General features: G+C 69.5%; 18 protein-coding genes and 3 pseudogenes. 11 read left to right on the top strand and 10 right to left on the bottom strand.

Translation table 11 applies throughout. The features are described from left to right. Positions 1 to 87: 87 nt before the first annotated feature. A complete protein-coding gene (locus WMF27_RS09655; protein ID WP_437769218.1) occupies positions 88 to 1,578 on the top strand; it encodes a reverse transcriptase family protein in 1,491 nt (496 codons plus the stop codon). Between the two features lie 602 nt (positions 1,579 to 2,180). Continuing rightward, positions 2,181 to 2,918 carry a hypothetical protein gene (locus tag WMF27_RS09650; protein WP_437769219.1) on the top strand — a complete coding sequence of 246 codons (738 nt, stop codon included), beginning with the start codon at positions 2,181 to 2,183 and terminating at the stop codon, positions 2,916 to 2,918. Here the strand turns inward: WMF27_RS09650 and WMF27_RS09645 are convergent. The 4 genes from WMF27_RS09645 to WMF27_RS09630 all read right to left on the bottom strand — a co-directional run bounded on the left by WMF27_RS09645 (position 2,869) and on the right by WMF27_RS09630 (position 5,395). Beyond that, the gene (locus WMF27_RS09645) at positions 2,869 to 3,234 is read right to left on the bottom strand and encodes an STAS domain-containing protein (RefSeq protein WP_437944073.1); all 366 of its coding nucleotides are present in this window, start codon (positions 3,232 to 3,234) and stop codon (positions 2,869 to 2,871) included. The genes WMF27_RS09650 and WMF27_RS09645 overlap by 50 nt on opposite strands. 309 nt (positions 3,235 to 3,543) lie before the next feature. Next, complete coding sequence (locus WMF27_RS09640) at positions 3,544 to 4,317, bottom strand: WD40 repeat domain-containing protein (RefSeq protein WP_437769221.1); 774 nt, start codon at positions 4,315 to 4,317, stop codon at positions 3,544 to 3,546. Positions 4,318 to 4,348: 31 nt separating this feature from the next. Continuing rightward, the gene (locus tag WMF27_RS09635; RefSeq protein ID WP_437769222.1) at positions 4,349 to 4,693 is read right to left on the bottom strand and encodes a hypothetical protein; all 345 of its coding nucleotides are present in this window, start codon (positions 4,691 to 4,693) and stop codon (positions 4,349 to 4,351) included. A gap of 261 nt (positions 4,694 to 4,954) precedes the next feature. Beyond that, complete coding sequence (locus tag WMF27_RS09630) at positions 4,955 to 5,395, bottom strand: helix-turn-helix domain-containing protein (protein ID WP_437769223.1); 441 nt, start codon at positions 5,393 to 5,395, stop codon at positions 4,955 to 4,957. Between the two features lie 73 nt (positions 5,396 to 5,468). Here WMF27_RS09630 and WMF27_RS09625 point away from each other — a divergent pair, with 73 nt between their 5' ends. Beyond that, positions 5,469 to 6,314 carry a class I SAM-dependent methyltransferase gene (locus WMF27_RS09625; protein ID WP_437769224.1) on the top strand — a complete coding sequence of 282 codons (846 nt, stop codon included), beginning with the start codon at positions 5,469 to 5,471 and terminating at the stop codon, positions 6,312 to 6,314. A gap of 29 nt (positions 6,315 to 6,343) precedes the next feature. Here WMF27_RS09625 and kynU read toward each other — a convergent pair whose 3' ends face one another. From kynU to WMF27_RS09610, 3 genes are all read right to left on the bottom strand, one after another. Next, on the bottom strand, positions 6,344 to 7,609 hold the full coding sequence (gene kynU, locus WMF27_RS09620; protein WP_437769878.1) for a kynureninase: 1,266 nt from the start codon (positions 7,607 to 7,609) through the stop codon (positions 6,344 to 6,346). Positions 7,610 to 7,948: 339 nt separating this feature from the next. After that, complete coding sequence (locus tag WMF27_RS09615) at positions 7,949 to 9,133, bottom strand: ARPP-2 domain-containing protein (RefSeq protein ID WP_437769225.1); 1,185 nt, start codon at positions 9,131 to 9,133, stop codon at positions 7,949 to 7,951. Next, the gene (locus WMF27_RS09610) at positions 9,133 to 10,764 is read right to left on the bottom strand and encodes a hypothetical protein (protein WP_437769226.1); all 1,632 of its coding nucleotides are present in this window, start codon (positions 10,762 to 10,764) and stop codon (positions 9,133 to 9,135) included. The genes WMF27_RS09615 and WMF27_RS09610 overlap by 1 nt, the downstream gene beginning before the upstream one ends. 572 nt (positions 10,765 to 11,336) lie before the next feature. Between WMF27_RS09610 and WMF27_RS09605 the strand changes: the two genes are divergently transcribed. The 6 genes and pseudogenes from WMF27_RS09605 to WMF27_RS09580 all read left to right on the top strand — a co-directional run. After that, complete coding sequence (locus WMF27_RS09605; protein WP_157906582.1) at positions 11,337 to 11,600, top strand: hypothetical protein; 264 nt, start codon at positions 11,337 to 11,339, stop codon at positions 11,598 to 11,600. Between the two features lie 576 nt (positions 11,601 to 12,176). Then, on the top strand, positions 12,177 to 12,560 hold the full coding sequence (locus tag WMF27_RS09600) for a transposase (protein ID WP_437769227.1): 384 nt from the start codon (positions 12,177 to 12,179) through the stop codon (positions 12,558 to 12,560). Next, a complete protein-coding gene (locus WMF27_RS09595) occupies positions 12,535 to 13,407 on the top strand; it encodes a transposase (protein WP_437944072.1) in 873 nt (290 codons plus the stop codon). Before WMF27_RS09600 ends, WMF27_RS09595 begins: the two co-directional genes overlap by 26 nt. Positions 13,408 to 13,419: 12 nt before the next feature. After that, positions 13,420 to 13,776, top strand: a pseudogene (locus WMF27_RS09590) (transposase); the annotation flags it as partial. Positions 13,777 to 14,986: 1,210 nt separating this feature from the next. After that, on the top strand, positions 14,987 to 16,201 hold the full coding sequence (locus tag WMF27_RS09585) for an alpha/beta hydrolase family esterase (RefSeq protein ID WP_437769229.1): 1,215 nt from the start codon (positions 14,987 to 14,989) through the stop codon (positions 16,199 to 16,201). Positions 16,202 to 16,285: 84 nt separating this feature from the next. Continuing rightward, a pseudogene (locus WMF27_RS09580) lies at positions 16,286 to 16,417 on the top strand (transposase); the annotation flags it as partial. 170 nt (positions 16,418 to 16,587) lie between these two features. Here WMF27_RS09580 and WMF27_RS09575 read toward each other — a convergent pair. Together WMF27_RS09575 and WMF27_RS09570 are read right to left on the bottom strand one after the other, a co-directional pair. Beyond that, positions 16,588 to 17,610, bottom strand: a complete 1,023-nt coding sequence (locus tag WMF27_RS09575; protein ID WP_437769230.1) for an ISKra4 family transposase — start codon at positions 17,608 to 17,610, stop codon at positions 16,588 to 16,590. Positions 17,611 to 17,841: 231 nt separating this feature from the next. Next, a protein-coding gene (locus WMF27_RS09570; protein WP_437763867.1) for an IS3 family transposase occupies positions 17,842 to 19,394 on the bottom strand; the annotation gives its coding sequence in 2 pieces (ribosomal slippage) (positions 17,842 to 18,926 and positions 18,926 to 19,394; 1,554 coding nt in all). A gap of 441 nt (positions 19,395 to 19,835) precedes the next feature. On the opposite strand from WMF27_RS09570, the pseudogene WMF27_RS09565 reads away from it, so the two are divergent. Further along, positions 19,836 to 20,132, top strand: a pseudogene (locus tag WMF27_RS09565) (alpha/beta hydrolase); the annotation flags it as partial. Between the two features lie 71 nt (positions 20,133 to 20,203). Here WMF27_RS09565 and WMF27_RS09560 read toward each other — a convergent pair. Beyond that, positions 20,204 to 20,407: a hypothetical protein gene (locus WMF27_RS09560; protein WP_437769231.1), complete on the bottom strand. Its 204-nt coding sequence runs from the start codon at positions 20,405 to 20,407 to the stop codon at positions 20,204 to 20,206. 1,199 nt (positions 20,408 to 21,606) lie between these two features. Between WMF27_RS09560 and WMF27_RS09555 the strand changes: the two genes are divergently transcribed. Next, a complete protein-coding gene (locus WMF27_RS09555; protein ID WP_437769232.1) occupies positions 21,607 to 22,182 on the top strand; it encodes a hypothetical protein in 576 nt (191 codons plus the stop codon). Positions 22,183 to 22,192 lie beyond the last annotated feature (10 nt).

Raw genomic sequence — 22,192 nt, 5'->3', positions numbered from 1 at the left:
TTGGCGACATGAGACAGCGATCGACGGTCCGGCCTCCTCAGGACAGATCGCTCCCATCGTGACTCACCACCACGCTCCCACCGAGACATGACCGCGAAGATCGACGCGACCGTTCAAGCCCGAGCCCCCGTCGTTCTCCCCATCACGACGCCGCCTGCCCCCGGCGGCGCGGCGGCCCGCGGCAGCGTGGAAGCGCGCCGGCTCGCCCACGAGGAGCGCGTCGCCCGCTGGAAGGCGATCGACGAGGCGGGCGGGATCGACGCGTGGGTGAGCGCGGAGCTCACGTCGAAGGGCGCCCTCGCGACCGGCGATCCCAAGGCGATGTCCGACCGGGAGCGCGCGCAGTGGAAGGAGCGCAAGAAGGTCGAGGCCCGGGAGCGCCGCTCGCTGCGCCGCCTGGCCTGGGAGGCCTACGTCGCCACGCACGTCAACCACCTTGGCGCGGGCGTGCACTGGAGCGACCGCGTCGGGCCGGACACGCTCGATGTGCCCGGGCTGAGCGAGCGCGCGCGGGCGCACGGCCTCCCCGACCTGCCGGGCGCGGCCGAGCTCGCGAGCGCGCTGGGGCTGTCGATCCCGCGGCTCCGCTGGCTCGCGTACCACCGCGAGGTCGACACGGGCACCCATTACCGGCGGTGGCACATCCCGAAGCGCGACGGCAGCGCGCGCACCATCTCGTCGCCGAAGCGGGATCTGAAGCGCGCGCAGCGCTGGGCGCTCCGCAACCTGTTCGAGAAGCTGCCGGTCCACGCCGCGGCGCACGGCTTCCTGGCGAGCCGGTCCATCGTCACGAACGCCGCCGCGCACGCTGGCGCCGATACGATCGTCAAGGTCGACATCAAGGACTTCTTCCCGACGATCACGTGGCGCCGGGTGCGCGGCCTGCTCCGCAAGGCGGGCGTGGCCGAGGGGCCCGCGACGCTCGTTGCGCTCCTCTCGACGGAGGCGCCGCGGGACGTCGTGCAGTTCCGAGGGCAGACGCTCTACGTGGCGACGGGCCCGCGCGTGCTCCCGCAGGGCGCGCCCACCTCCCCGGCGATCACGAACGCGATCTGCCTGCGGCTCGACCGGCGCGCGTCCGGCCTCGCCCGCAAGCTCGGGCTTCGTTACACGCGGTATGCTGACGATCTCACGTTCTCCTTCCGCGCGCCCGAGGCGCCCTGCGTCGCCGGCGCCGCGCGGCCGCGCGCGCCGGTGGGCGCGCTGCTCCGCGGGCTCCGGGAGATCCTGAGCTCGGAGGGCTTCCGGCTGCATCCGAGCAAGACCGTGGTGATGCGCAAGGGCAGCCGGCAGAAGGTGACGGGCCTCGTCGTCAACCAGGCGAGCGAGGGGGCGCCGGCGGCGCGCGTCCCGCGCGAGCGGGTGCGCGCGCTGCGCGCGGCGATCCGCAACCGGGAGCTCGGGAGGCCAGGAAAGGGCGAGACGCTCGCGCAGCTCAAGGGGCTCGCGGCGTTCGTGTACATGACGGATCCGGCCAAGGGGCGCGCGTTCCTCGGGCGCATCGAGGCGCTGGAGCGCAATCAGCCGGCGCCTGCCGGCGAGGCGGGCCCCCACGACGCGCGCCCCGTGCTGCCGTAGCGCAAGGGCGCTGGTCGTTCGATCGGTAGTGTAGCCGTCCGATCGGAGCGCCACGTCTCCGTGCAGCCGGCGGCGAGGCCCTCGCCCATGTCCGGCATGCCTTCCCGCTCGCTCGGCGGTGGTGGTGGTCGACTTTGCCCGAGGACGATCACGGGGAGACAGGGAGATTTACTGAGTTTTTCTCCCTGCCTCCCTGTCTCGCTGTTCAATTTGACCAGCACCCGAGAATGCCTCGACTTGCTGCGCGAGCAGGATCGCCGTCTGTGACCCTCCCGGGTTCATGACCAGAGGCCTCTGCCAGCTTCGAGGCACCGCAGGATCACGCCGTCGTGGATGGTAAGGAAGGAGCGGGATGCCGCCGACGTATACGCTCCATGGCCCGATCCCGACAAGGCAGCGGCGAATCGACCCATCACGGCCGTTGCGCGATGAGACAACAGCGCTCCCACGCTGCTCCAGGGCACTCCCAGCCAGCGCCGAACGGGCGGCGCCTGGCGTGCGCGAACCATGGTGAACGACGCGTGAGGCCATGCCGCTGCAATGCTGCTTTCTCCGCGAGGTGCCTGGACATCACGAGTGTGGAATGGATAGGATGGTCGGCTATGCGAAAGCCATCTGCTCGTCTCCTTGCGCTTCCGGCCGTCCTGCTCTTCGGCGCCCTGCTCTCGGGCTGCCCCAACCCGAACTCCTACGGGACTCCGCGGACCGTGGCGCCCGACAAGGTCGCGCATTCGGTGTCACTCGAAAGCTTCGGCTACATCGGCGAGACCGCCGAGCTCGTGGAGAATCCGGAGACCGGCCAGGCGGAGACGAGGACGAGGACGACCAGCGGGTTCGTGCCGACGCTGCCCTCGTATCAGCTCCGGACCGGCTTGACGGACATCCTGGACGTCGGCGCCCACGTCCATAACCTCAGCTCGTTCGGCGTCGATCTCAAGGTGAACCCGGTCCGCGGCGTCTTTGATCTCGCCGTCGATCCGGGGGTGCAGTACTTCTACCTCGCGTCCGACGAGGCGTCGGTCCACATCGTCTACCTCCACGCGCCGGTGATGCTCGGCGTGAACCCGACGGACTGGTTCTCGATCGTGGTGACCCCTGGCGTCACCTACGGCCTCGCCTCGGGCAATATCGCGGACGACGGCGAGGCCGCTTCGACCGCGGATGGCCTCCTCCTCCGAGGCAGCCTCGGGTTCCAGTTCCGGACCTCCGACAGCTTCGCGATCCACCCGGAGCTCACGATGATGAAGAGCCTCGAGGGGCGGGGGCTCGTCTACAACTTCGGCATCGGGTTCAACTTCGGCGCGCTGCCGAGCTACAAGGACCTTCAAGAGCCGATGTGACGCGCCCGCCGGACGAGCGGGCTGGCCCGGACGTCGAGAAGAGGCGGATCGCGTTTTTCGGGGTGCGCATCGTGACCATGCTCGACAGATCGATGCCCAGCGAGGTCATCGTGTGCGCGACCGCCGGCTGGATCCCCGTGATCGCCGCGCGCGCGCCGAGCAGGCCTATCGCGCGGACGATGCCGACCAGCCGGTCGGCGGTGCGCGTGTCGATCGTCTCGAGCGCCGAGAGGTCGAGCACGACGCTGCGCACCTGCCGCGTCGCGATGAGGTTGAGAAGGCGCTCGGTGAGCGTGGCCGTCCGCTCCTCATCCAACGCGCGTCGGGCTCGCGATTGCCAGCTACGGCGCTGCCGGGTGCGGGGCGTACGGAACGGCGCACTCCTCGTTGCGGCCGAGACGCCCACGGCTCGACCGGGGCAGCCGGAGGCGCGGGAGCGGCGGGCGGAGACGGCGGCGGATCGCTCGGGGTGGGCTCGGAGCGCTGGCAGGCGGCGGCCATGAGGAGAGAGAGGGCGATCGAGAAGGAACGAGGGTTCATGTCGGAGATCGCTTTGGCTGCTGCCAAACGTGAGACATCCCGTGGCCAGACGGCACTGCGGTGCTCCTGGCGATGCCTTTGCAGCTCACGGCAGCTCGACCTCCGGATAGAACGGCACCCGGCCGTACGAGCGCTCGCAGGACTCGTAGCCCCGGCGAGCGTCTTCGTCGCTCTCAACGAGGTAGGTCCGGCGCATCTCAGGAGAGATGCAGTCGCTGGTGGCGGCGCGAAGGGCCTGCCGAAGCGCGCCGGTAGAGATGGCCCACACCCGCGCCGTCTTGTCCGACGTGGTGACCACGCGCTGCCCGTCGGCGCTGAACGCCGCCGAGAGAAGCGAGCCCTCATGGCCACGGAGCACGATGGGCGTGCCGCTGCCATCCGCGTTCCACACACGCGCCGTCGTGTCGTGCGAGGCCGTCACCACCCGCAGCCCGTCGGCGCTGAGGGCCGCGGACCAGACCGGAGCCTTGTGCCCCCGGAGCACGACAGGCATGCTGCTGCCGTCCGCGCTCCACACACGCACCGTCGTGTCGTTCGAGGCCGTGACCACACGCTGCCCATCCGCGCTGAACTCCGCGGAGCTCACCTCGCCTTCGTGGCCCCGGAGCACCACGGCCGTGCCGCTGCCGTCCGCGTTCCACACCCGCGCCGTCCCGTCGTCCGAGGCCGTGACAACACGCTGCCCGTCGGCGCTGAACGCCGCGAACATGACGGCGCCCTCGTGGCCCCGGAGCACCGCGGTCGTGCCGCTGCCGTCCGCGTTCCACACCCGCGCCGTCTTGTCGCCCGAGGCCGAGACGATGCGCTTCCCATCGGGGCTGAAGTCAGCACGCAGCACGTCGCCCCGATGGCCGCGCATCGTGAGCATCGAAGGAGCCGAGGCGAGCACATCACGTGTCAGCTCGGTCCAGCCACGTACGTTTTCCGCGTCTCTCCTCGAGCAGCAGCTGCACCGCAGACTCTGGCCGATTTCGCGCCAGCAGCTCACGAGCGCCGGCCACCAGCGAGGATGCTCGCATCAGCGCCGCCTGGGTCGCCGCCTCCCGCCGCGCCTCCTCCGCCCTCCGCGCGGCAGCCGCCGCATTCCGTGCCGCGCCCCGCTGCTCCAGCGCCCGGACGACGATGACCGCCACCACCACGGCCACCGCGGCGGCAACGGCCGCACTCGCCACCAGCCTCCGTCGCGCCGCACGGTCCCGGGCCGCCCGCCGCTCCTCTTCCTCTCCCTGCTTCAACTTCGCCCGCTCCCGTTCCTGCCTTCGCTCGCCCCCTCGCTCGCCTCGAGCGCGACGACGGTAGCAGGCCGCAACCCGGTACGTGCCCCGGTCCCGCCACCCCGGGAGCGCCCCACGCTCGGCCGAGCAGGGTTCCCTCCCTCCTGCGCACGCGCCGCTCGGTGGTGGCCTAATTTGCCCCGGAGTGATTCACATGAAGGCGGTAAGGCGGTAAGGCGGGAAGAACATTGATCTTTTCTTCCCGCCTTACCGCCTTCATGTTCAAATTAGGCCACCACCCGCCGCTCCGGGACCGGAAGGGGGATCGAGACGCCCGGCGCCGGCGAGCCGGACGATGCTGCGAAAGCGCGGACACTCCAGGTGGCTCGGCGCGGTACACGCCGCCGCGTGGCGCAGGCCGTCGCGCAGGGCGACCAGGCGCTGGATGGTCCGGTCCAGCTCCTCGGCCTTGGCCGTCAGCCGCTCTCGCTCGATGCGCGGCCGGCCGTCGGGCGAGAACACCCGGGCGATCTCGTCCAGCGAGAACCCCGCCACCTGGCCGAGCGCGATCAGCGCCAGGCGCTCCAGCACCGCGGGATCGAACAGGCGCCGCAAGCCCCGCCGCCCGGTGGACGCGATCAGCCCCTTCTCCTCGTAAAACCGCAGGGTCGAGGCGGGCACGCCGGAGCGCCGGGCCACCTCCGCGATGTCCAGCTGTTTCACGCTTGACCTCAAGTTGACTTGAGCTTGCAGATTACGGCACATGAGTTCCGACTGCAAACCGAAGGAGACTCCGATGTCCGAAGCCCATCAACCGAATCGCGACCAGGCCACGCTGTGGAACGAGGCCAGCGGGCGCACCTGGGTGGAATTGCAGGAAGTGCTCGATGGCATGATGGCGCCGCTCGTGGCGCCGCTCATCGACGAGGGCTTCCCCGGCGAGGGCGGGCGCGTCCTCGACGTCGGCTGCGGCGCGGGCGCCACGTCCCTCGCGATGGCGCGGCGCCTCGGGCCAGCGGGCCTCTGCCTCGGCGTGGATATCTCCGGGCCGCTCGTGGCGGCCGCCGGGGCACGCGCCGCCGCCGAGGGGCTGGCGTCCGCCGCGTTCGTCCAGGCGGACGCGCAGACCCACGCGTTCGAGCAGGGCACGTTCGACGCGGTGATCTCGCGCTTCGGCGTGATGTTCTTCGACGATCCCGCGGCGGCGTTCGCCAACATCCGGCGCGCCGCCCGGCGCGAGGCGAAGCTCTCGTTCGTGGCATGGCGCAGCGCGGACGAGAACCCGTTCATGACCGAGGCCGCGCGCGCTGCGGCCCCGCTCCTGCCGAGCGTGCGCGTCCCGGACCCCGACGCCCCCGGCCCGTTCGCCTTCGCGGACAGCGAGCGGGTGCAGCGGATCCTGGACGCGAGCGGCTGGACCGACGTCGACATTCGCCCGATCGACGTGCCGAGCGGCGTCGCGGAGAACGACCTGCTCGCCTACGTCACCAGGCTAGGACCGGTGGGTCAGGCGCTGCGGGACGCGGACGAGCCGACGCGCGCCCAGACGGCCCAGGCGGTCCGCGCTGCCTTCGACGCGTACATCCAGGAGGGCGCGGCCCGCTTCACCGCGGCCTGCTGGCTCGTGAGCGCGCGCGCCTAGAGAAATCATGCCAGAACAGCCGGTCGATGTCAGGTCACCGCGCCGCGCTGGTGGAATTCCGGCTTGTCCCAGGCGCCGCTCTCCAGAAGGTCGCGCAGCGCGTCCACCGCATCCCAGACGTCGACGAAGCGGGTATACAGCGGGGTGAAGCCGAAGCGCATGATGCGCGGCTCCCGGTAGTCGCCGATCACGCCACGGGCGATCAGCGCCTGCATCACCGCGTAGCCCTGCGGGTGCTCGAAGCTGACCTGGCTGCCGCGGCGGGCGGCGTCGCGCGGGGTGACCAGGATCAGCGGATGCTGGCCGCAGCGGGCTTCCACCAGCTGGATGAACAGATCCGTCAGCGCCAGCGACTTGGCGCGCAGCGCGGCCATGTCGGTATGGCGGAAGACGGCGAGCCCGCACTCCACCAGCGAAAGCGCCGTGATCGGCTGGGTGCCGCACAGGAAGCGGCCGATGCCGTCGGCGGGGGTGTAGGCGGGTTCCATCGCGAACTGCCGGGCATGGCCGAACCAGCCGGACAGCGGCTGCCCGAAGCGGCTCTGATGGCGCGGCGCCACCCACAGGAAGGCCGGCGCGCCGGGGCCGCCGTTCAGGTACTTGTAGGTGCAGCCGACGGCGAAATCGGCGCGGGCGCCGTGGAGATCCACCGGCACGGCGCCGGCGGAATGCGCCAGGTCCCACACGGTCAGCACGCCGGCTTCGCGCGCGAGCGCCGTGACGCCGGCCATGTCGTGCATGTAGCCAGACTTGTAGTTGACATGGGTGAGCATCAGCACCGCCACGTCGTCGCGGATCGCCTGGGGCAATTCCTTGGGCGAGTCGATCAGGCGTAACTCGTAGGCTGCGCCGCCGCCCATCTTCAGCAGCTCGGTCAGGCCCTCGGCGATGTACAGGTCGGTGGGGAAGTTGTCGCGCTCCGACACGAGCACCCGCCGCTCGGGCGCGGTGCTCTGCTGCTGGCGCAGGGCGGCGGCCAGCACCTTGAACAGGTTGATGGACGTGGTGTCGGTGACCACCACTTCGCCGCTGCCGGCGCCGATCAGCGGAGCCAGGAGGTCGCCCAGGCGGCGGGACATGTGCACCCAGCCGGCCGTGTTCCAGCTACGGATCAAGCCGTCGCCCCATTCCGCTTCGATCACCTCCCTGGCGCGGGTCAGCGACGCCTTGGGGCGCGCGCCCAGCGAGTTGCCGTCCAGGTAAATCACACCGTCCGGTAGCGCGAACTCGTCGCGCAGGTGGCGCAGCGGGTCGCTTGCGTCGCGGGCAAGGCAGGTGTCGCGGGTGGTTTGCAGGCTCATCTCAGGCGTCCGTCGGCTCCGCAGCGCAGGGTGCGCAGCATGGCACGGACCGGACTCGCGCCCAGGGGGGCCAGCGGGAACGGCAGGGCGATCCGTCCGTGATCGCCCGGGCGGCGTGGCATCCAGCTGCAAGCGACACGCGGCCCCGGTCGCCCGTGCAGGTGCTCAGTCGGCGAGCGCCCGTTCGACGGCCTGCGCGTACGGCATGGGCGTGAGCGGGATGATGGCGCGGATCGGCCCCACATCGGGAAGATCGCGTCGTTGTCGATGCCGTACGGGAGCAGCGCGACCACGGCCGCGCGCCCGCACGTGAACGAGCCGGGAACGGCGCGCTCACCTCGTCCGCTTCAGCGCCGCCTTGAGCACGTGCTCCGCGATGAGGTAGCCGAACCCCTCGCCCTCGATCCGCCGGATCAGCTGGTCGCGCGTCGTCCGGAGCGCCGCCGCGGTGGCGACCAGATTCCACCCGTGCGCCGCGAGCTGCTGGAGGAGCCGGGCGCGCCTCACCTGCCCCGCGGCGAGCCGGTACGTCTTCGCGTACTCCAGCGTGCCGTCCTCGCGCACGATCGCCTCGCCGATGTGGTTGTCCAGCGACGGATCGAGCTCGGTCATGAACCGCTGCAGCGAGAACGGCCCCGCCCGGTACACGCGCTCCGCCGCGATCGGCCGGCCGAGGAGCCCCGCGGCCGTGTCCACGTGCAGCGCGCCGGCCTCCGCCCGCGCCCGGCCGAGCGCGGCCCGCAGGTCGTCGAGCGAGCCGATCTGCGCGGCGTCGAAGGTGTGCTCGAGCGCCTGGCTGTCGCCGTTGTGGCGGGCCGCGTAGAGCAGCGTCTGCTCGTAGAAGTCCTCGATCAGCGTGCGGTGCAGCGCGCGGTAGTCGTCGGGGTGCGACACAACGAACACCGACGCGAGCAGCTCGCCGACGAAGAGCAGGACGCCGCACTGCCCCTCGTGGATCTCGAAGACGCGCAGCGCGTCCTCCAGGCTCGGGATCGCCCGGCCGGAGAGCGATACCTCGGTGCGCGGGTCGAGACCGCGGGAGATCGCCCGCCGCGAGTACTCGGACCAGGCGATCTCGGGGGCGTTGAAGTGCAGGGAGAGGAAGCCCTCCATCGCGAGGTGCAGCGGCAAGAGGCGCAAGCGGTTCCGCTCGGCCGGGTCCTCGCCGCGCGCCTCGCGCCGGGCCATGCGGTGGAGCAGCTGGACGCCGCAGCCCCATTTGCTGAGCGGGTTCCGGACCTCCGGCCCCGCGAGCGCCGCGCCGTAGGACGCGACCGGCGAGCCGTCCTCGGTCCACCCGACCACGAGCGCGTGCGGCACGTAGGAGCAGTAGGCCGTGCCGTCGCCGAGATCGACGATCGACCAGGCGTCCTCGTGTCTGCGGCCGGCGATGCGCAGGTCGCCCCGCGGCGCGTCCCGGAGGAGCGGGACCAGGCGCACGCCCGCGAAGACCTGGGCGTGCGTCGCCGAGAGGCCCCGGAGCGAGAGCGACCGGAGCAGGGCCGGCGCCTTGGCCATCAGGGCACCTCGAGCGCCGCGGCGGGCGCCTCTTCTGCCGTCTCCGCCTCATCTGCCGTCTCCGCGGCGTCTGCCGGCTCCACGCCGTCTGCCGTCTCCGCGGCGTCTGCCGGCTCCAAGGCGCCTGCCGGCGCCAAGGCGCCTGCCGGCCCCGCGTCCGCCGCTGGCTCCGCGGCGCCCGGCGTCCGGGCGTGCCGCGAGAGCAGCGTGGCCGCGCGCTGCGCGAGGTAGCGCTCGAGCTCCGCGAGCGGCGCCGTGCCCTCGGCGAAGCGGGCGAAGCCGAGGACCGTCGGCAGGTCCTCCGCGTCGCGCAGGCCGACCGTCGGGATCGACGGGCCGAGCGCGCGGGGCGCGTAGCGCTCGCTGTCGAACACGGGGTTGATGTGGACGATCGACGTGCGCTGCCCCGGATCGAGCCGCGCCCGGAAGCAGCGGGCGACCTCGGCGGCGGCGCCGGGCGGGTCGTTCTCGAAGCCGTCCGAGAGGACGACAACGACGTCGGGTCGCCAGGCGAGCGCGTCGAGCAGCGGCGTCGCGAGATCGGTCTGGCCGCGCGCGCCGACGAGGATCTCGTCGGGCGTGGGCGCGGTCCAGAAGGCGCGGTACTCGCGCGCGGCGGCGCGGAGCAGGTAGCTCACGCCGAGCGCGACGGCGAGCGGGCGGCGGCGCTTCTCGCTCGATCCGGACGCCGAGTAGCTCCGGTCGAGCACGGCGGCGACGCGCCCGAGCGCGGCTGGGCTCTTCCTGAGCGCGCGGGCGGCGGCGCGCTCGAGCGCCGCGTGGAGCTCGTCGCGGCGCTCGCGCCGCACCTCCTCGGGCAGCGAGAGCGCATAGAGCGCGACGCGCGTGAGCGCGGCGCGGCCGAGGTCGACGGCGAGGTCGACGTCCTCGCGCCCGGCGGCGCGCTGGAGCCGGAGGCGCTCGCCCTCGGTCATGCGCGGCGCGGCGCGGCGCAGGAGCTCCTCGCGAGAGACGCCGCGGGCCGCGGCGAGCCCCTCGGCGACGGTCAGCGGCAGGTCGAAGATCGCCTCTTTCGCGTGACGCGCCTGCCGCGCGCGCTCGAGGAGCGGCGTCTCGAACGGCGCGCGGCGCTTGGGCTCGAACAGGAAGGGCCCTATCTCGCCGGGGAGCTGGAGGTGAGCGTGCACCGCGAGCGCGCGGAGGTGGGCGCGGTACTTGACGGCGTCGAACGCCGGGTCGGGCCGGCCGGCGAGGTAGCCGCGGATGACGGCGCGCGCGCGGCGGTTGTTCACGCGGCGCTCCCGGAGCTCGCGCAGCGCCCGGAGCGCGCGCTGCGGGGGGAGCTCCCGGAGGGCCGCCGCGATGAGCGAGCCCTCCTCGCGCCGGTCGGGAGCGGGCGTCTCGGCGCCGGTCGCGAGGAGGTTCACGGCGATGCGCGCCTGGTTGAAATGGTTGATGCCGGCGGCGAGCGTGCGCGCGTAGAGGCGGCGGTAATTGCCGAGGATGTACTCGTGGAGGAACTCGATGGAGACGGCCTGGCCTCCGGAGGTGCCGTAGAACTCGGCCTGCCCGGTGCACGCGAAGCAGGCGTTGATGAACATGACGAGGTCCTCGCGCTCGACGCGCTCGGTGTGAAAGCGTGCGGGGGGCGCGGGAGGGGCGGTGGGCATGGCAAAGAGCCGCCCGGGGAATGGTGGGGCGATCAACCTACGACAGTTTCCAGACTGGGATCGGAAATCGCCCCGAAGTCCCACGGGCGGCAACCGGCAGCATACACCCGGGGGGGCACCTCTCGAAGGACAAGATCTCCCTTGACGACAAGGTCATCGCTGGCAGCGCTGAACTCTCCACCCTGCCTGCCATGTCTTCGTCCCCCGCTCCGAACCCAGTTAGGGCAAGGGTGGCGAAAAACGGACAGACATCGACCTCACGAAGCAGGCCCTCGTCGCCTGGGAGGGCACGAAGCCTGTGGTTGCGACCTGGATGTCCCGCGGACTCCTTGTCCCTTGACCGCTTTCCCCGAGGGAGGCAACGCGGCGTGTGGGGCGCGAGCCGCCCCTGGCACGCGTGCCCGCACGGAAAAGTTCCTGGTACAGCGTCACTTTTCCAGGGGGAGCGGGAGGACGCGATGGGGCGGGTTTCAGCGGATTTCGAGGGGGTCGAAGCCGGCGTCGACTCGGCGATCGTGGGCGCTAACCCCGCGATCTCTGGTCGGCCGGACGATTCCGTGACGCTTCCGGCGATGCCCTCAGCGGTTGTGAAGCAGACCGCGCTGACGACCCCTCCCCGACCCGAAGCAGCCCCGATCACGCCCCCGGCGAGCAGCCCGCGCCAGGTGCTCGTCACGACCCTCACGCAGACCATCGCCGCTGCCCACGTAGCGGGCGACCTCGCGACCGCGCAGATCGCCGCTCGCACCCTCTCGGCGCTCCTCAGCGCCCCGCAGCAGCCCAACCACGTTGCGCCTGTCGTCGACCTCGCCAGCGCGCGCCGCGCGCGATCCTGAGCCCATCCTGAACGCCACCGCGGCCGGCTGAACGCCGTCGCCGTCCACCAGGCCGCAAGTCCCACGACGGGGTCTGCCGCCTGGAGGTCGCCGTTCCGCTGATCTACGTCGCCGGTCGGTAGCGGGCGCCGTCTCCCTACGGCGAGGTAGAGGTTCGCGCCATCGTGGACCTGCTCTGGGAGGTGCATCAGTGGGAGCGCTGGGTGTTGATCCTCGTCGGCGGCGGTGAGCAGGTGAGCGAGATCGCCCGGAGCCTCGGGATGCCGATCGGGACCGCCCTCTCGCAGCTCCGCCGAGGGCGCAGCCACCTTGCCGCCATGCTCAAGCAGCGGCGTCGCGTATTCGGTTACACCGCCTTGCCATCAAACGCAAACTGCCCCTTGTTCCCGTTGAGGGGGCGCAAGCCCTCTGTGCCAACGTCGGGTGAGACAGGCTCCCCCTGGAAATCTGTGGTGAGAGGGCGGAGAATGGACCTGACCCGTGCCGAAGCCTTCCCATCTCCGATCCGTCGATCCTACCCTTGCCCCAGCGGCGCAGGGCGCTGCTCCTCGCGCGAGTGGCGTCGCCGTCGAGACCATGCCGAAGGCGGGCAAGAGGCGGAAGTTCTCGGCGGCGGAGAAGCTGCGCATCGTTCGCGAGGCGGCCGCATGCACCCAGCGCGGCGATATCGAGGCGCTGCTGCGCCGCGAGGGCATCTACAGCTCCCTCCTGACGGCGTGGCGCAAGCAGCTCGCTCTCCACGGCAGCGAGGCTCTCGCGGGCGCAAGCCCGGCCGCAAGCCGAAGCAGGACGCGAAGGACCGGCGCATCGCCGAGCTCGAGAAGCGCTCGGCCCGACTCGAGGAGAAGCTCGCGCTCGCTGAGAAGCTCATCGATCTCCCAAAAAAAGTCTCTGCCATTCTGGGCATCAACCTCACGAGCGACGAAGAGCGCTGATGGACGTTATCGAAGAGCTCGATGACCCGCACGTCCCCATCGCGCAGGCGTGCGCGACACTCGGCGTCAGCCGCGCTACGCTCTACCGGCAGACCCAGCCCGCGAGGCCACCCGCGCTGCGGGGGCCCGTTCCGAGCCCACGCCGTCTCAGTGACCCCGAGCGGCAAACCGTGCTCGATGTGTTGCACAGCGACGAGTTCGTCGACCAGCCCCCGCCGGAGGTCTACGCGACGCTGCTGTCGCGCGGCGTCTACCTTGCCTCCATCCGTACGATGTACCGCCTGCTCGCGGCGTCCGGCGAGAGCGGCGAGCGACGCGCGCAGCGTGAGCCGACGAAGCATGCCAAGCCGACGCTCACCGCCACAGCCCCCAACCAGATCTGGACGTGGGATATAACCAAGCTGCGCGGGCCGCTGCCCGGGGTCTTCTACTGCCTGTACGTCGTCCTCGACCTGTTCAGTCGCATGACCGTCGGCTGGCTGCTCGCCGAGCGCGAGAGCGCGGAGCTCGCCGAGCACCTCTTCGCAGAGACGGTCGCCCGCCACGGCGTCGAGCCCGGTTCGCTCACGGTGCACACCGACCGCGGCTCCGCGATGAGGTCGGAGGGGCTCGCTCAGCTCCTCGGCTCGCTCGGCGTCGTTCGAAGCTTCAGCCGGCCTCACGTCAGCGATGACAACGCCTTCTCCGAGTCGCAGTTCAAGACGCTCAAGTACCAGCCCGACTATCCGGACCGCTTTGCCTCGCTGGCTCATGCGCGGTTCGAGGCGAAGCGCCGTCGGCCGCTCACGGTGGAGCTCGATGGTTTCAACGTCGAGGCGGCGGTGCGCATCGAGGGCTACGACGACGAGGGGCGCGAGCGGCTCGTCCGGTAGTGCGCGCGTCCCTGCTTCGCTTTGGAGCGGCTCAGCATCCTCCGCGACGGTCGGGTGGCCTATCAGGTGAAATACCCGCGGCGAAAAGGAACGCATCGGGTGATGACGCCGATTGTGTTTTTCGCGAGGCTCGCCGCGCTGGTGCCGCCGCCGCGCCATCCGCTGGTGCGCTACCACGGTGTGCTCGCGCCGCATGCGAAGCAACGCAGCCTCGTGGTGCCGAAGGCGACGGGGAAGGCGCGTAAGGGCGAGCAGCGCGCCGGAGCTGATAGCGCGGGCAGCGATGACAAGAAGAAGACGACGACGATCACGCCCTTGCCGGCGGGGCAGGCGCCGAAGGGGCCGGCGAGAGGCATGGAGACGCCGTAGCGCAGAGGAGACGAGCGAAGCGAGGCGGCGCCGTCGGCAGTGTCGGAGCGAGGCGCTCGGGACGTGGCGGTTGGGGCGCTGCTGACGATGGTGCATGGCGCGGTCGAGCGCGAGCGGGTGTCGACTGCGCTGGGCGCTGTACTGCCGTGGGCTGATGTTGGATTCGTGTCGGAGGGGATCTCGGTCCAGCATCTTGATCGGCTGCTGGATGGGCTCCTTCTGGCGACGTCGCCTCGCGTCGAATGGGCGAAGCTTTTGCGGCGGACTTACGCAGTAGATGTTCTCGCGTGCCCGCGATGCAGCGGGCGGATGCGACTCATGGCCGCGATCACGGACAAGGCGACGGCGAGGAAGATCTTGAGCCACCTCGGTCTGTTCGCCGAGCCGCTGGAGTGCCGCGCGCGGTACCCGGCGGACCCCGCGTGACGAAACTGAAAGGGGAGGGACGCTGCTCGACGACGTGGCCGGGGGGAGGTCTGCCCTGAGGTGCGTGCGCCGGCCATCACGACGCGCCGCGAACCGCGACGGCGGCCGTTTGGACGAGCTCAGTAGTGTACAGCTATACGGTAGGATGCCTTCCGCTTGGTGCCAGTAGTGTACAGCTATACGGTAGGATGCCTTCCGCTTGGTGCGACGTCGCGGTAATCGCAGGCGTTTCACGAGTGGAAGGCCTGTCTGATCGCATAAGGCCCGTTCTGTCGATAAACTCGTACAGTCGGACTGCACGAGCCAGGAACGGCTCCGAGAATCTTGACTTTGCGGAACGCGTTTGCTTGTCCTATCCGCACGGAGACAGCTGATGGACCTGGTGGAAGACTTCGCCGAGCCTGGGGTCTCGGTGATCGCCGCGTGCGCCGCGCTGGGAGTGAGCCGTGCGACGTTGTACCGAGGTACGAGCCCGCCGCGGCCACCGGCGATACGAGAGCGCGTGCCGAGTTAGGATTCTCGTGACCGCTGTCTCATCCGCGTTGACAAATTCCACCTCCGACGACCGAACGAGAATTCGCCGACGTACTTTGGGTTTCGCAGCATCTCGCGAATGGCGAAGTGCATCCAGCCCGCCCCAGCTCGGCGTCGCCCACGAGCGCCCACGTGCTCACCCGCGGATCGGACCGAGGGAGCGAACAGCGAAGGAATAAATTTATAGACCGTGACTCCGGTACTTACAAGCGGTAGGTAAACCCGTACGTCCCCTTTATGGAGAGGCCTAATGAACCGCGCTTCCCTCGTCGTCATTCTCAACTTGTTCGCGTGTGCCTCGGCGCTCGTCGGTTGCTCGTCCGATTCGAGCGACACGCAGGGCTCTGGAGGTAGCGCTCCCAATGGTTCCGCAGGCACCGGTGCCGTGGCCACGGGCGGCTCGGCCACGGGCGGCTCGGCCACGGGCGGCTCGGCCACGGGCGGCTCGGGCACGGGCGGCTCGGACACGGGCGGCTCGGGCACGGGCGGCTCGGACACGGGCGGCTCGGGCACGGGCGGCTCGGGCACGGGCGGCTCGGACACGGGCGGGGCTGCTGGCTCAGGTGGTAGCGGAGCCGGCGGGGCCGGGTCCGGTGGTGGCGCTGGTGGAGGCTCGGACACGGGTACGTTGTCCGCCGGGTGCGGCAAAACGCCGACCATTGACGCCAGCATGTACAATAACGGCAACCCGATCTCGATTACGGCGGCGAATCGGCAACGTCGATACATCCTGAGCGTGCCGGCCAACTACGACAATAAGAAGCCGTACAGATTGGTCATCGCTTGGCATCAGCTCGATGGAAACGACAAGCAGATGTATCAGCAGAACTACTACTGGCTGAAGGACATCGCCGACGCCGCCAGCAGCACGATCTTCGTGGCTCCCAATGGGGAGAAGAACGGAACGCCGTGCACCGGGAATGGCAACGGGGAAAGCGGCTGCGGGTGGCCCGACTCAAGCGGCTCGAACGTGGCACTCGCGGACGCCGTGGTAGAGCAGGTCGAGCAAAATTTCTGTATCGACAAGAGCAAGATCTTCGCAAACGGCTGGAGTTACGGCGGCAGCATGTCCTACCGGACGGCTTGCTCGCGTCCACTCGATGGAGCCGGCACTTGGGGTGTCCGCGCCGTCGCCGTCTACAACGGAATGGCGCAGCTCAGTGCCGGCAACTGCAAGCCGAGCGAAGCGGTCGCCTTCTACGCATCCCATGGCACCAACGACAACGTCCTTCAGTACAGTGCCGGTGTCTCGATGGCGCAGACGTACGCCGGGCTGAACGGTTGCACCTGGAAGGAGCCGACAAGGGCCACCGGAAACCACGTGTGCACCAACTTCATGGGCTGCACGACGGGTTATCCGGTCGAGTTCTGCTCCTTCGTGGGACCGCACACGCCTGATCCGCCGCGAGAGGGTGGTCAACGTTGGCAACCGCAAGAGGTTTGGAAGTTCTTCAGTCAGTTCTAGGCTGCCAAGAGTCGAGCCTAAAACCTCTTGAAAGGTCGGATCGAGTGTGAGCTACAGCGCTTTGTGGAAGCCAAGTTTGCCGACGTGCCCGACGCTCTGTGGCGTCGGATCGAGCCGCTGATACGAGCGGAGCCGCCGAAGCCGAAGGGAGGTCGCCCTCCAGTCTCAGCGCGAGTCGTGATGGCCGGCATCCTGTATGACGGTCGTCGCGGCATCGCTGGAAGTGGAGCTCTCTCGACAGCGCCTCGGTAAAGGCGCCAAAAGGGGGACCTCACCGGCCCAAATCCGACGGGTGCGGCTCTTCTGGAACGATGGCGTTTTGCTCATTTCACCCGGCGCAGCTTGGGTCGAGGCGGCGGCAGCGGTGAGGGAACATCGCCCTCTGTCTAACGTGCACGGTGCGTTCGGTCATGCTCCTGCTGCAGGTGGAACGCCCAGTAGGCTTCGAAGTCGCCGCTCGAGCGCAGCGAGCGGAGGCGCAGCACCGCCTCTGCGCCTCGGAGCGACCAGCGAGCCCCGGTGCGGTCCATGCGATCCTTGACGAGATGGCGGCATGCGCCCTCGATCACGCCCGTTGCGATGGGCAGCCCCGCTGCGAGCGCGCGATCGTAGTGCAAGAGCGTCCGATGCTTCACAAGGTAGCCGATGCAGGTATCGAGCGTCACCGCTGTCCCCATGTCCACCACGCGGCTGCTGGCGTGGCGCCGGATGGTGCTGGCAATGGCTCCGGCCGTGCGCCCCGCGAGCAGCTCGTGCAGCCGGCACGTCACCCACGGCTCGGCTTCCTTGGTCCCATCGGCGAAGAAGCAGTGCGCGGCCTTCCAGAGATACTCAAGCACGTGGATGATATCGAGGACTATCGTGATCTCGATGCATGCCTTCTTCGCGGCGCGCTTGACCAGGGTGATCTGGTCCTTGTTGCCATCGACCAGCACCACCCACCGCCGAAGGCGTTCCGGATCGCGACGCAGGCCTTCAGCAAACGCCGCCGAGATCACCTCCCGCGCTGACTTCTCCACGCTCGCCCAGACCCGTTTGTTCACCGGCCGCGGCCGTTGCGCCGCGACGTCATGCACAGGGCGCAAGTCGTTCACGATGTCGTCAGGCGTGCGGACCCAGGGGTCTATCGTGTAGATGGTGGCGACCTCGGCCATTCGCTTCCGGTTGCGCTTCTCGCCCTTGGCGAGGCGCTTGGTGAGCTTGTGTTTCCCGGCGTCCGCAGCCTTCTGCGTCGCAGGTCGGAGGTCTTCGCGCCTCATCGCGATCCCCTTGCCGTCGAAGCTGAGTACCAGCAGCGCCTGAGTGTCCTCGGACTCGGATGACCGAAGATGATTCTCCATGACTTCTGCCTGCTCCCGGGCGCTCTTGAAAGGGTCCTGACCTGCTGCAACGGCGTACGCGGCGCTCACGACCAAGTCCTCCTGCCGGTCCAACCTGCCTGTCGGGACCGGCCTCTTGCAGAGGCCATGGGTATGTCAGATTCGTAGCATTTTTGGATTTCCTCGCCCTGCTGCCCCTCGGAACGCCTGAGGCGTAGTTTTGCATGCCACCTGCAGCGCGCTGCGCGACCCGTGCGTCGGCACGTGCCGCTTGCTTGGGACACCACCGGTGGGTGTCAAGATAGTTGTCCAGTGAATCGGTCAGGTCCTCATGAGTGCTTTGGCCTCGTGGGTGTGGGGGTTGAGGGTCACGGGGCCGATCGGTGTCCAGTTGCGAGTCTGACCGGTCCAGCGCAGGGGCGTCCTGCGGCGGGCCCGCTGGTAGAGGGCGTGGCGGGCGGCGAGCAACGCGCCATCGCGACCGCGGTGGCGGTCGTCGGGCGTGACGAAGCGGATGCTGCTGTGCAGGTGCTCGCTGTTGTACCAGGCGACGAAGTGCTCGACCCACTGGCGCGCCTGCTCCACCGTGGCGAACGGGCGGCGTGGGTACTCGGGCCGGTACTTGAGCGTGCGGAACAGGGCCTCGGCGTAGGGGTTGTCATCGCTGACGCGAGGACGGCTGAAAGAGGGCACGACGCCCAGGCGCTGGAGGGTGGCGAGCATGGTCGAGCCCTTCATCGGGCCGCCGTTGTCCGCGTGCAGCACCAGGCAACCGGAGCCCACGTTTTCGCGGCCGCAGGTATGCTCGACGAGGCGAGCGGCAGCCAGCATCGACTCCTCGGCCTCGACCGACCAGCCGACAATCTTGCGGCTGTAGACGTCCACCACCAGGTACAGGAAGTAGAATGCTCCGCGCACTGCGCTCTTCAGGTAGGTGATATCCCAGCACCACACCTGATTGGGGCGTTTGGCGACGAACTCGCGAGGACGATGGGCGCGTGCCGGTCGAGCCGGATTGCGGTGCGCGAGCAGCCCCTGCTCGCGCAGGACGCGGTAGAAGCTCGACTCCGAAGCGATGTAGACGCCACGATCGGCCAGGCGCGGGACGATCTGCTTGGGCGAGAGATTGCGGAACTCGGGGCTGTTGGCCGTCTCGACGATGCGCCGGCGTTCCACGTCGGTCAGCTTGTGCACCGGGGCGTGACGCGGTCCGGCGCGGCCGTCCTCGCCGCCGGCCTCTCCTCGCCAGCGGGCCACGGTCCGCGCGCTGAGCCCGAGCGCGCTGCAGGCCGCCTCCAGCGTGGCGCCGGCCTGCACGGCCTCATCGATGAGCTCGAGCGTCACCTGTCGGTCTCCGGATCCGTGTCGTCGTCCCCGTCCCCCCAAATGGCTTGGACTTTTTTTTGCAGTACCAGCAGCGCCGCCGCCTCGGCCAACGCCTTGTCCTTGCGCCGCAGCTGCCTCTCCAGCTCCCGAACGCGCCGTGACGGGGCCGGGCTGTGACCTGCCTTCGCCGGCCCGCCCAGCGCCTCCAGCGCGGCCTTGCGCCACTCGGCGAGCTGCGCCTCGTGCAGCCCCTCGCGGCGCAGATACTCGCCGAGCTCCCGCTCGGAGAGCCCCGCCGCCTCCGTCATCGCGCGCAGCTTCTGCTCCGGGGTCCAGTCCTCGGGGCGGCGAGCGACGGCAGGGGGCGGAGCGGCGGAGCGGCGAGCGTCGTCGGACATCGGCGCCAGGCTACGAGCATCGCGAAGCCAGCGCGAGAGCGTCGTCTGATGCACCCCCGTCTCGGCCGACAGCGCCACCGCCGTCGGTCCTCCTGGAGCGAGAAGCCGCTGGACGATTTTTCTTTTGAAGGATTCTGAGTACTCTCTCACCTCAAAGCCTGTCTCCGCTCCCCGACAACGGTGACCTGATCCTTCGTAAGCGGATCAGACCGGGCGACAACTTCTCTGACACGGGGGGCCACGGTCACAATGCAAAACGCGCCAAAGCACTTGTAGCGCGGACCATGGAACTAGCGCGGGCCATGGAACTCGAGTTTGACTCTTACGCACGTTGGAGGCCCTCATGCCCTTTAAAAACTGGCCTGCTGTCCTTTCGTTCTCGGTCATCTCCGTCCTCCCCGCCGCGGTGTATGCCAGCGACCCCGCTGATCTTCCCCTTCCGCCCAGGGGCTTCGATACCAAGGACGCCGGCATTCCCCATGGGAAGCTGGACGTCTCCGTCAGCTATCCGACCCGAAACTACGGAATGCGGAAGGTGACGGTTTATATGCCGCCGGGGTATTCGACGAGCCAGAATACCCTGTCGTTTACCTGCATCATGGAATCGGCGGCAATGAGGTCTCCTGGATCGGCCAGGGGAGCAACGAAGGCAATGCCGACAATATCATGGACTATCTGTACTCGAAGCAGATGGCCAAACCCATGATCGTCGTGATGCCCAGCGGCAAGATGGACGGAGGAGACGATTTCGCGCGCTTCGCGAACTTCGGGGACGTCCTGCTCAACGACCTGATCCCCTGGGTCGAGAAGACTTACTCCGCCGCCACCGACGCCGATTCGCGGGTCATCTCCGGCCTGTCGATGGGCGGGGGGCAGACCTTCAACTTCGGGTTCCCCAACACCGATGTCTTCCATTACATCGGACCGTACTCGGCTGCGCCCAACACCCAGCAGCCGAGTCAGACCATCAAGGATGTGGCTGCGGTCAAGAACAACGTGAAGCTCATCTTCATCTCTTGCGGCAGCGCAGACAACCTGATCGGCAATAGCAGAATTATCACGACTTCCTGGATCAGAACAACATCGACCATATTTACCAGATCGAGGCGAACGAAGGCCATACCAAGACGGTCTGGAACCGCAGCTTTTACAACTTCGCCCAACGCATCTTCCTCGACCGGGGCACGACGGGCAGCGGTGGGGCCGGTGGGGCGGATGGCGCCGGAGGGGCCGGCGGGGCCGCGGGCGACGGCGGTAGCGCAGGGGACGGGAGCGGCAACGGCGCGGGCGCAGGGGACGGGAGCGGCAACGGCGGTAGCGCAGGGGAAGGAAGCGGAAACGGCGGGGGCGTGCCCGGAAGTGGTGCCGTCACGACAGGCGGTTCTGCAACGACTGGCGGGCAGGTTTCGAGCAGCGCGAGCGGCGGCACCGACGAGGGGGCGCCCGCGACGGAAGACTCTAGCTGCAGCGTCTCGGTCCCCGGGTCCGAGCCCGGAACGCCGCCTTGGCGCTTCGGGATCCATCTTGCGGCGATCGGAGCCCTCCTCTTCAGAGCGCGAGCAAGAAGGAATCGAGGCTGAGCGGCCGAGCGTCGCTCGACGCTTGCACAGCGTAGAAGACGACGGATGCGCCATGGCGGGCCCGTGGAGGGCACAGCGTGTGAAGGCGGCGCCGTTGATGCCTGGATAAGAAACGGTTGAGCTCGAGCGGGCGCCTCGCAGAACTGGCTGGAGCGCCCGCACGATGCGGCGCACGGAGCCAGTTTCCGACGTCGGTGTGAGGCCATCGGAAGCGCGCCCACGTGATACCCTCGCGCCGGCCAGTGCGCGGTCGGGGCTCCCTCTCTCTGCTCGCAGCATTCCTCCTCCACGCGGGCGGCGTCATCGCGGCTCGTGTGCTCGTGCCGGAGGGCCTCGAGGCGCCGGCGCGGGCTGGCGCGAGCGACCAGCTCGAGCCGCTCCTGGTGCTGGACACCGATGTCTTGCTGGACGAACCCAGGACGCCGGAAGCCCGAGCGACGGAGCCCCGCCAGGTCCTCGCCCGGGCAACGGGCGTCGATCCCGGCTTCTCGCGTGCCGCGCCGAGAGAGCGCGGCCGAGCGCTGTCCGAGGCGCCTCCTGCGCGAGCATCTCGCTCCGGCGCGGCGACCCACGATCACGCGCCGCCGGACGCGGCTCACGCGCTGCCAGACGCCGCCCATGCGCCGCCGGACGCTGCCCACGCGCCGCCGGGCGCGCCCGACGCGCCTCCCACCGCCGCGGCACCTCCAGGCCTCGGCGGCGCGCCGGTCTGGGCATTGCCAGGTGTCTTGCCGGTGGAGCCTCCGGTGCATCCCCGCGCTGCCGAGCGCCCCCTCGCCCCAGTGCGCCCCGTCCCTGAGCGCTCCGCGCGGAGCGACGCGGCCAAGGACGGGCGGCAGCCGGTCCTGGTCTTCCCCGCGGCGGGCGTGCTCGCCTCTGCTGTCGCGGAGGAGGTGTCGTCATCCGCCGTGCCGCCGGACTCCGAGAGCTCGTTCGAGCTCACGCTGGACGCGAAGGGACGGCTGGTCTCGGTGCGCGTCCTGGAGGCAAACACGGGGAACGGCGACGACTTCCGGCGCGTCGCCCAGGCCGTGTTGAAGCGCTTCTCCGCGCGTGCGCTGGCGATGAACGGCGACTTTGCCGCCGGGAGCAGGGTGACGGTCCACGTGACCAGCCGGGTCGTCATGCCGGATGGGACGTCGCACGGGATCCCGACGCCGACGAAGAGACCTGGAGACGGCAGGTCGATCATCCGCGAAGACTCGCTGGACGATCGCTTCAGGTCGCCTCATCTGGCGCCGTCGCCGGGCGTGAAGCTGCCCAAGCTGACGTTTCTCTTCGATCTCGCGAACATCGGCGCGCAGCGCCGGAGGGTCGTCAGCACGCGGGTCGAAGCGGTGCCCGCCGCGCTGCCCTAGAATACTGTTC

The organism is Sorangium sp. So ce281, from assembly GCF_051527395.1.
In the GTDB taxonomy this organism is placed as follows: domain Bacteria; phylum Myxococcota_A; class Polyangia; order Polyangiales; family Polyangiaceae; genus Sorangium; species Sorangium cellulosum_B.
Note: the sequence above shows the minus strand (reverse complement) of the source record. Positions and strands in the feature narration are given on the sequence as shown.

What these genes read in the sequence shown, in the direction of transcription:
- WMF27_RS09595 (WP_437944072.1), top strand. Translation starts at nt 12,535, where the DNA reads ATGGACGTTATCGAAGAGCTCGATGACCCGCACGTCCCCATCGCGCAG.
- WMF27_RS09655 (WP_437769218.1), top strand. Translation starts at nt 88, where the DNA reads ATGACCGCGAAGATCGACGCGACCGTTCAAGCCCGAGCCCCCGTCGTT.
- WMF27_RS09600 (WP_437769227.1), top strand. Translation starts at nt 12,177, where the DNA reads ATGCCGAAGGCGGGCAAGAGGCGGAAGTTCTCGGCGGCGGAGAAGCTG.
- WMF27_RS09640 (WP_437769221.1), bottom strand. Translation starts at nt 4,317, where the DNA reads ATGCGCGGCCATCGGGGCGACGTGCTGCGTGCTGACTTCAGCCCCGAT.
- WMF27_RS09585 (WP_437769229.1), top strand. Translation starts at nt 14,987, where the DNA reads ATGAACCGCGCTTCCCTCGTCGTCATTCTCAACTTGTTCGCGTGTGCC.
- WMF27_RS09625 (WP_437769224.1), top strand. Translation starts at nt 5,469, where the DNA reads ATGTCCGAAGCCCATCAACCGAATCGCGACCAGGCCACGCTGTGGAAC.
- WMF27_RS09615 (WP_437769225.1), bottom strand. Translation starts at nt 9,133, where the DNA reads ATGGCCAAGGCGCCGGCCCTGCTCCGGTCGCTCTCGCTCCGGGGCCTC.
- WMF27_RS09650 (WP_437769219.1), top strand. Translation starts at nt 2,181, where the DNA reads ATGCGAAAGCCATCTGCTCGTCTCCTTGCGCTTCCGGCCGTCCTGCTC.
- WMF27_RS09610 (WP_437769226.1), bottom strand. Translation starts at nt 10,764, where the DNA reads ATGCCCACCGCCCCTCCCGCGCCCCCCGCACGCTTTCACACCGAGCGC.
- WMF27_RS09605 (WP_157906582.1), top strand. Translation starts at nt 11,337, where the DNA reads ATGCCCTCAGCGGTTGTGAAGCAGACCGCGCTGACGACCCCTCCCCGA.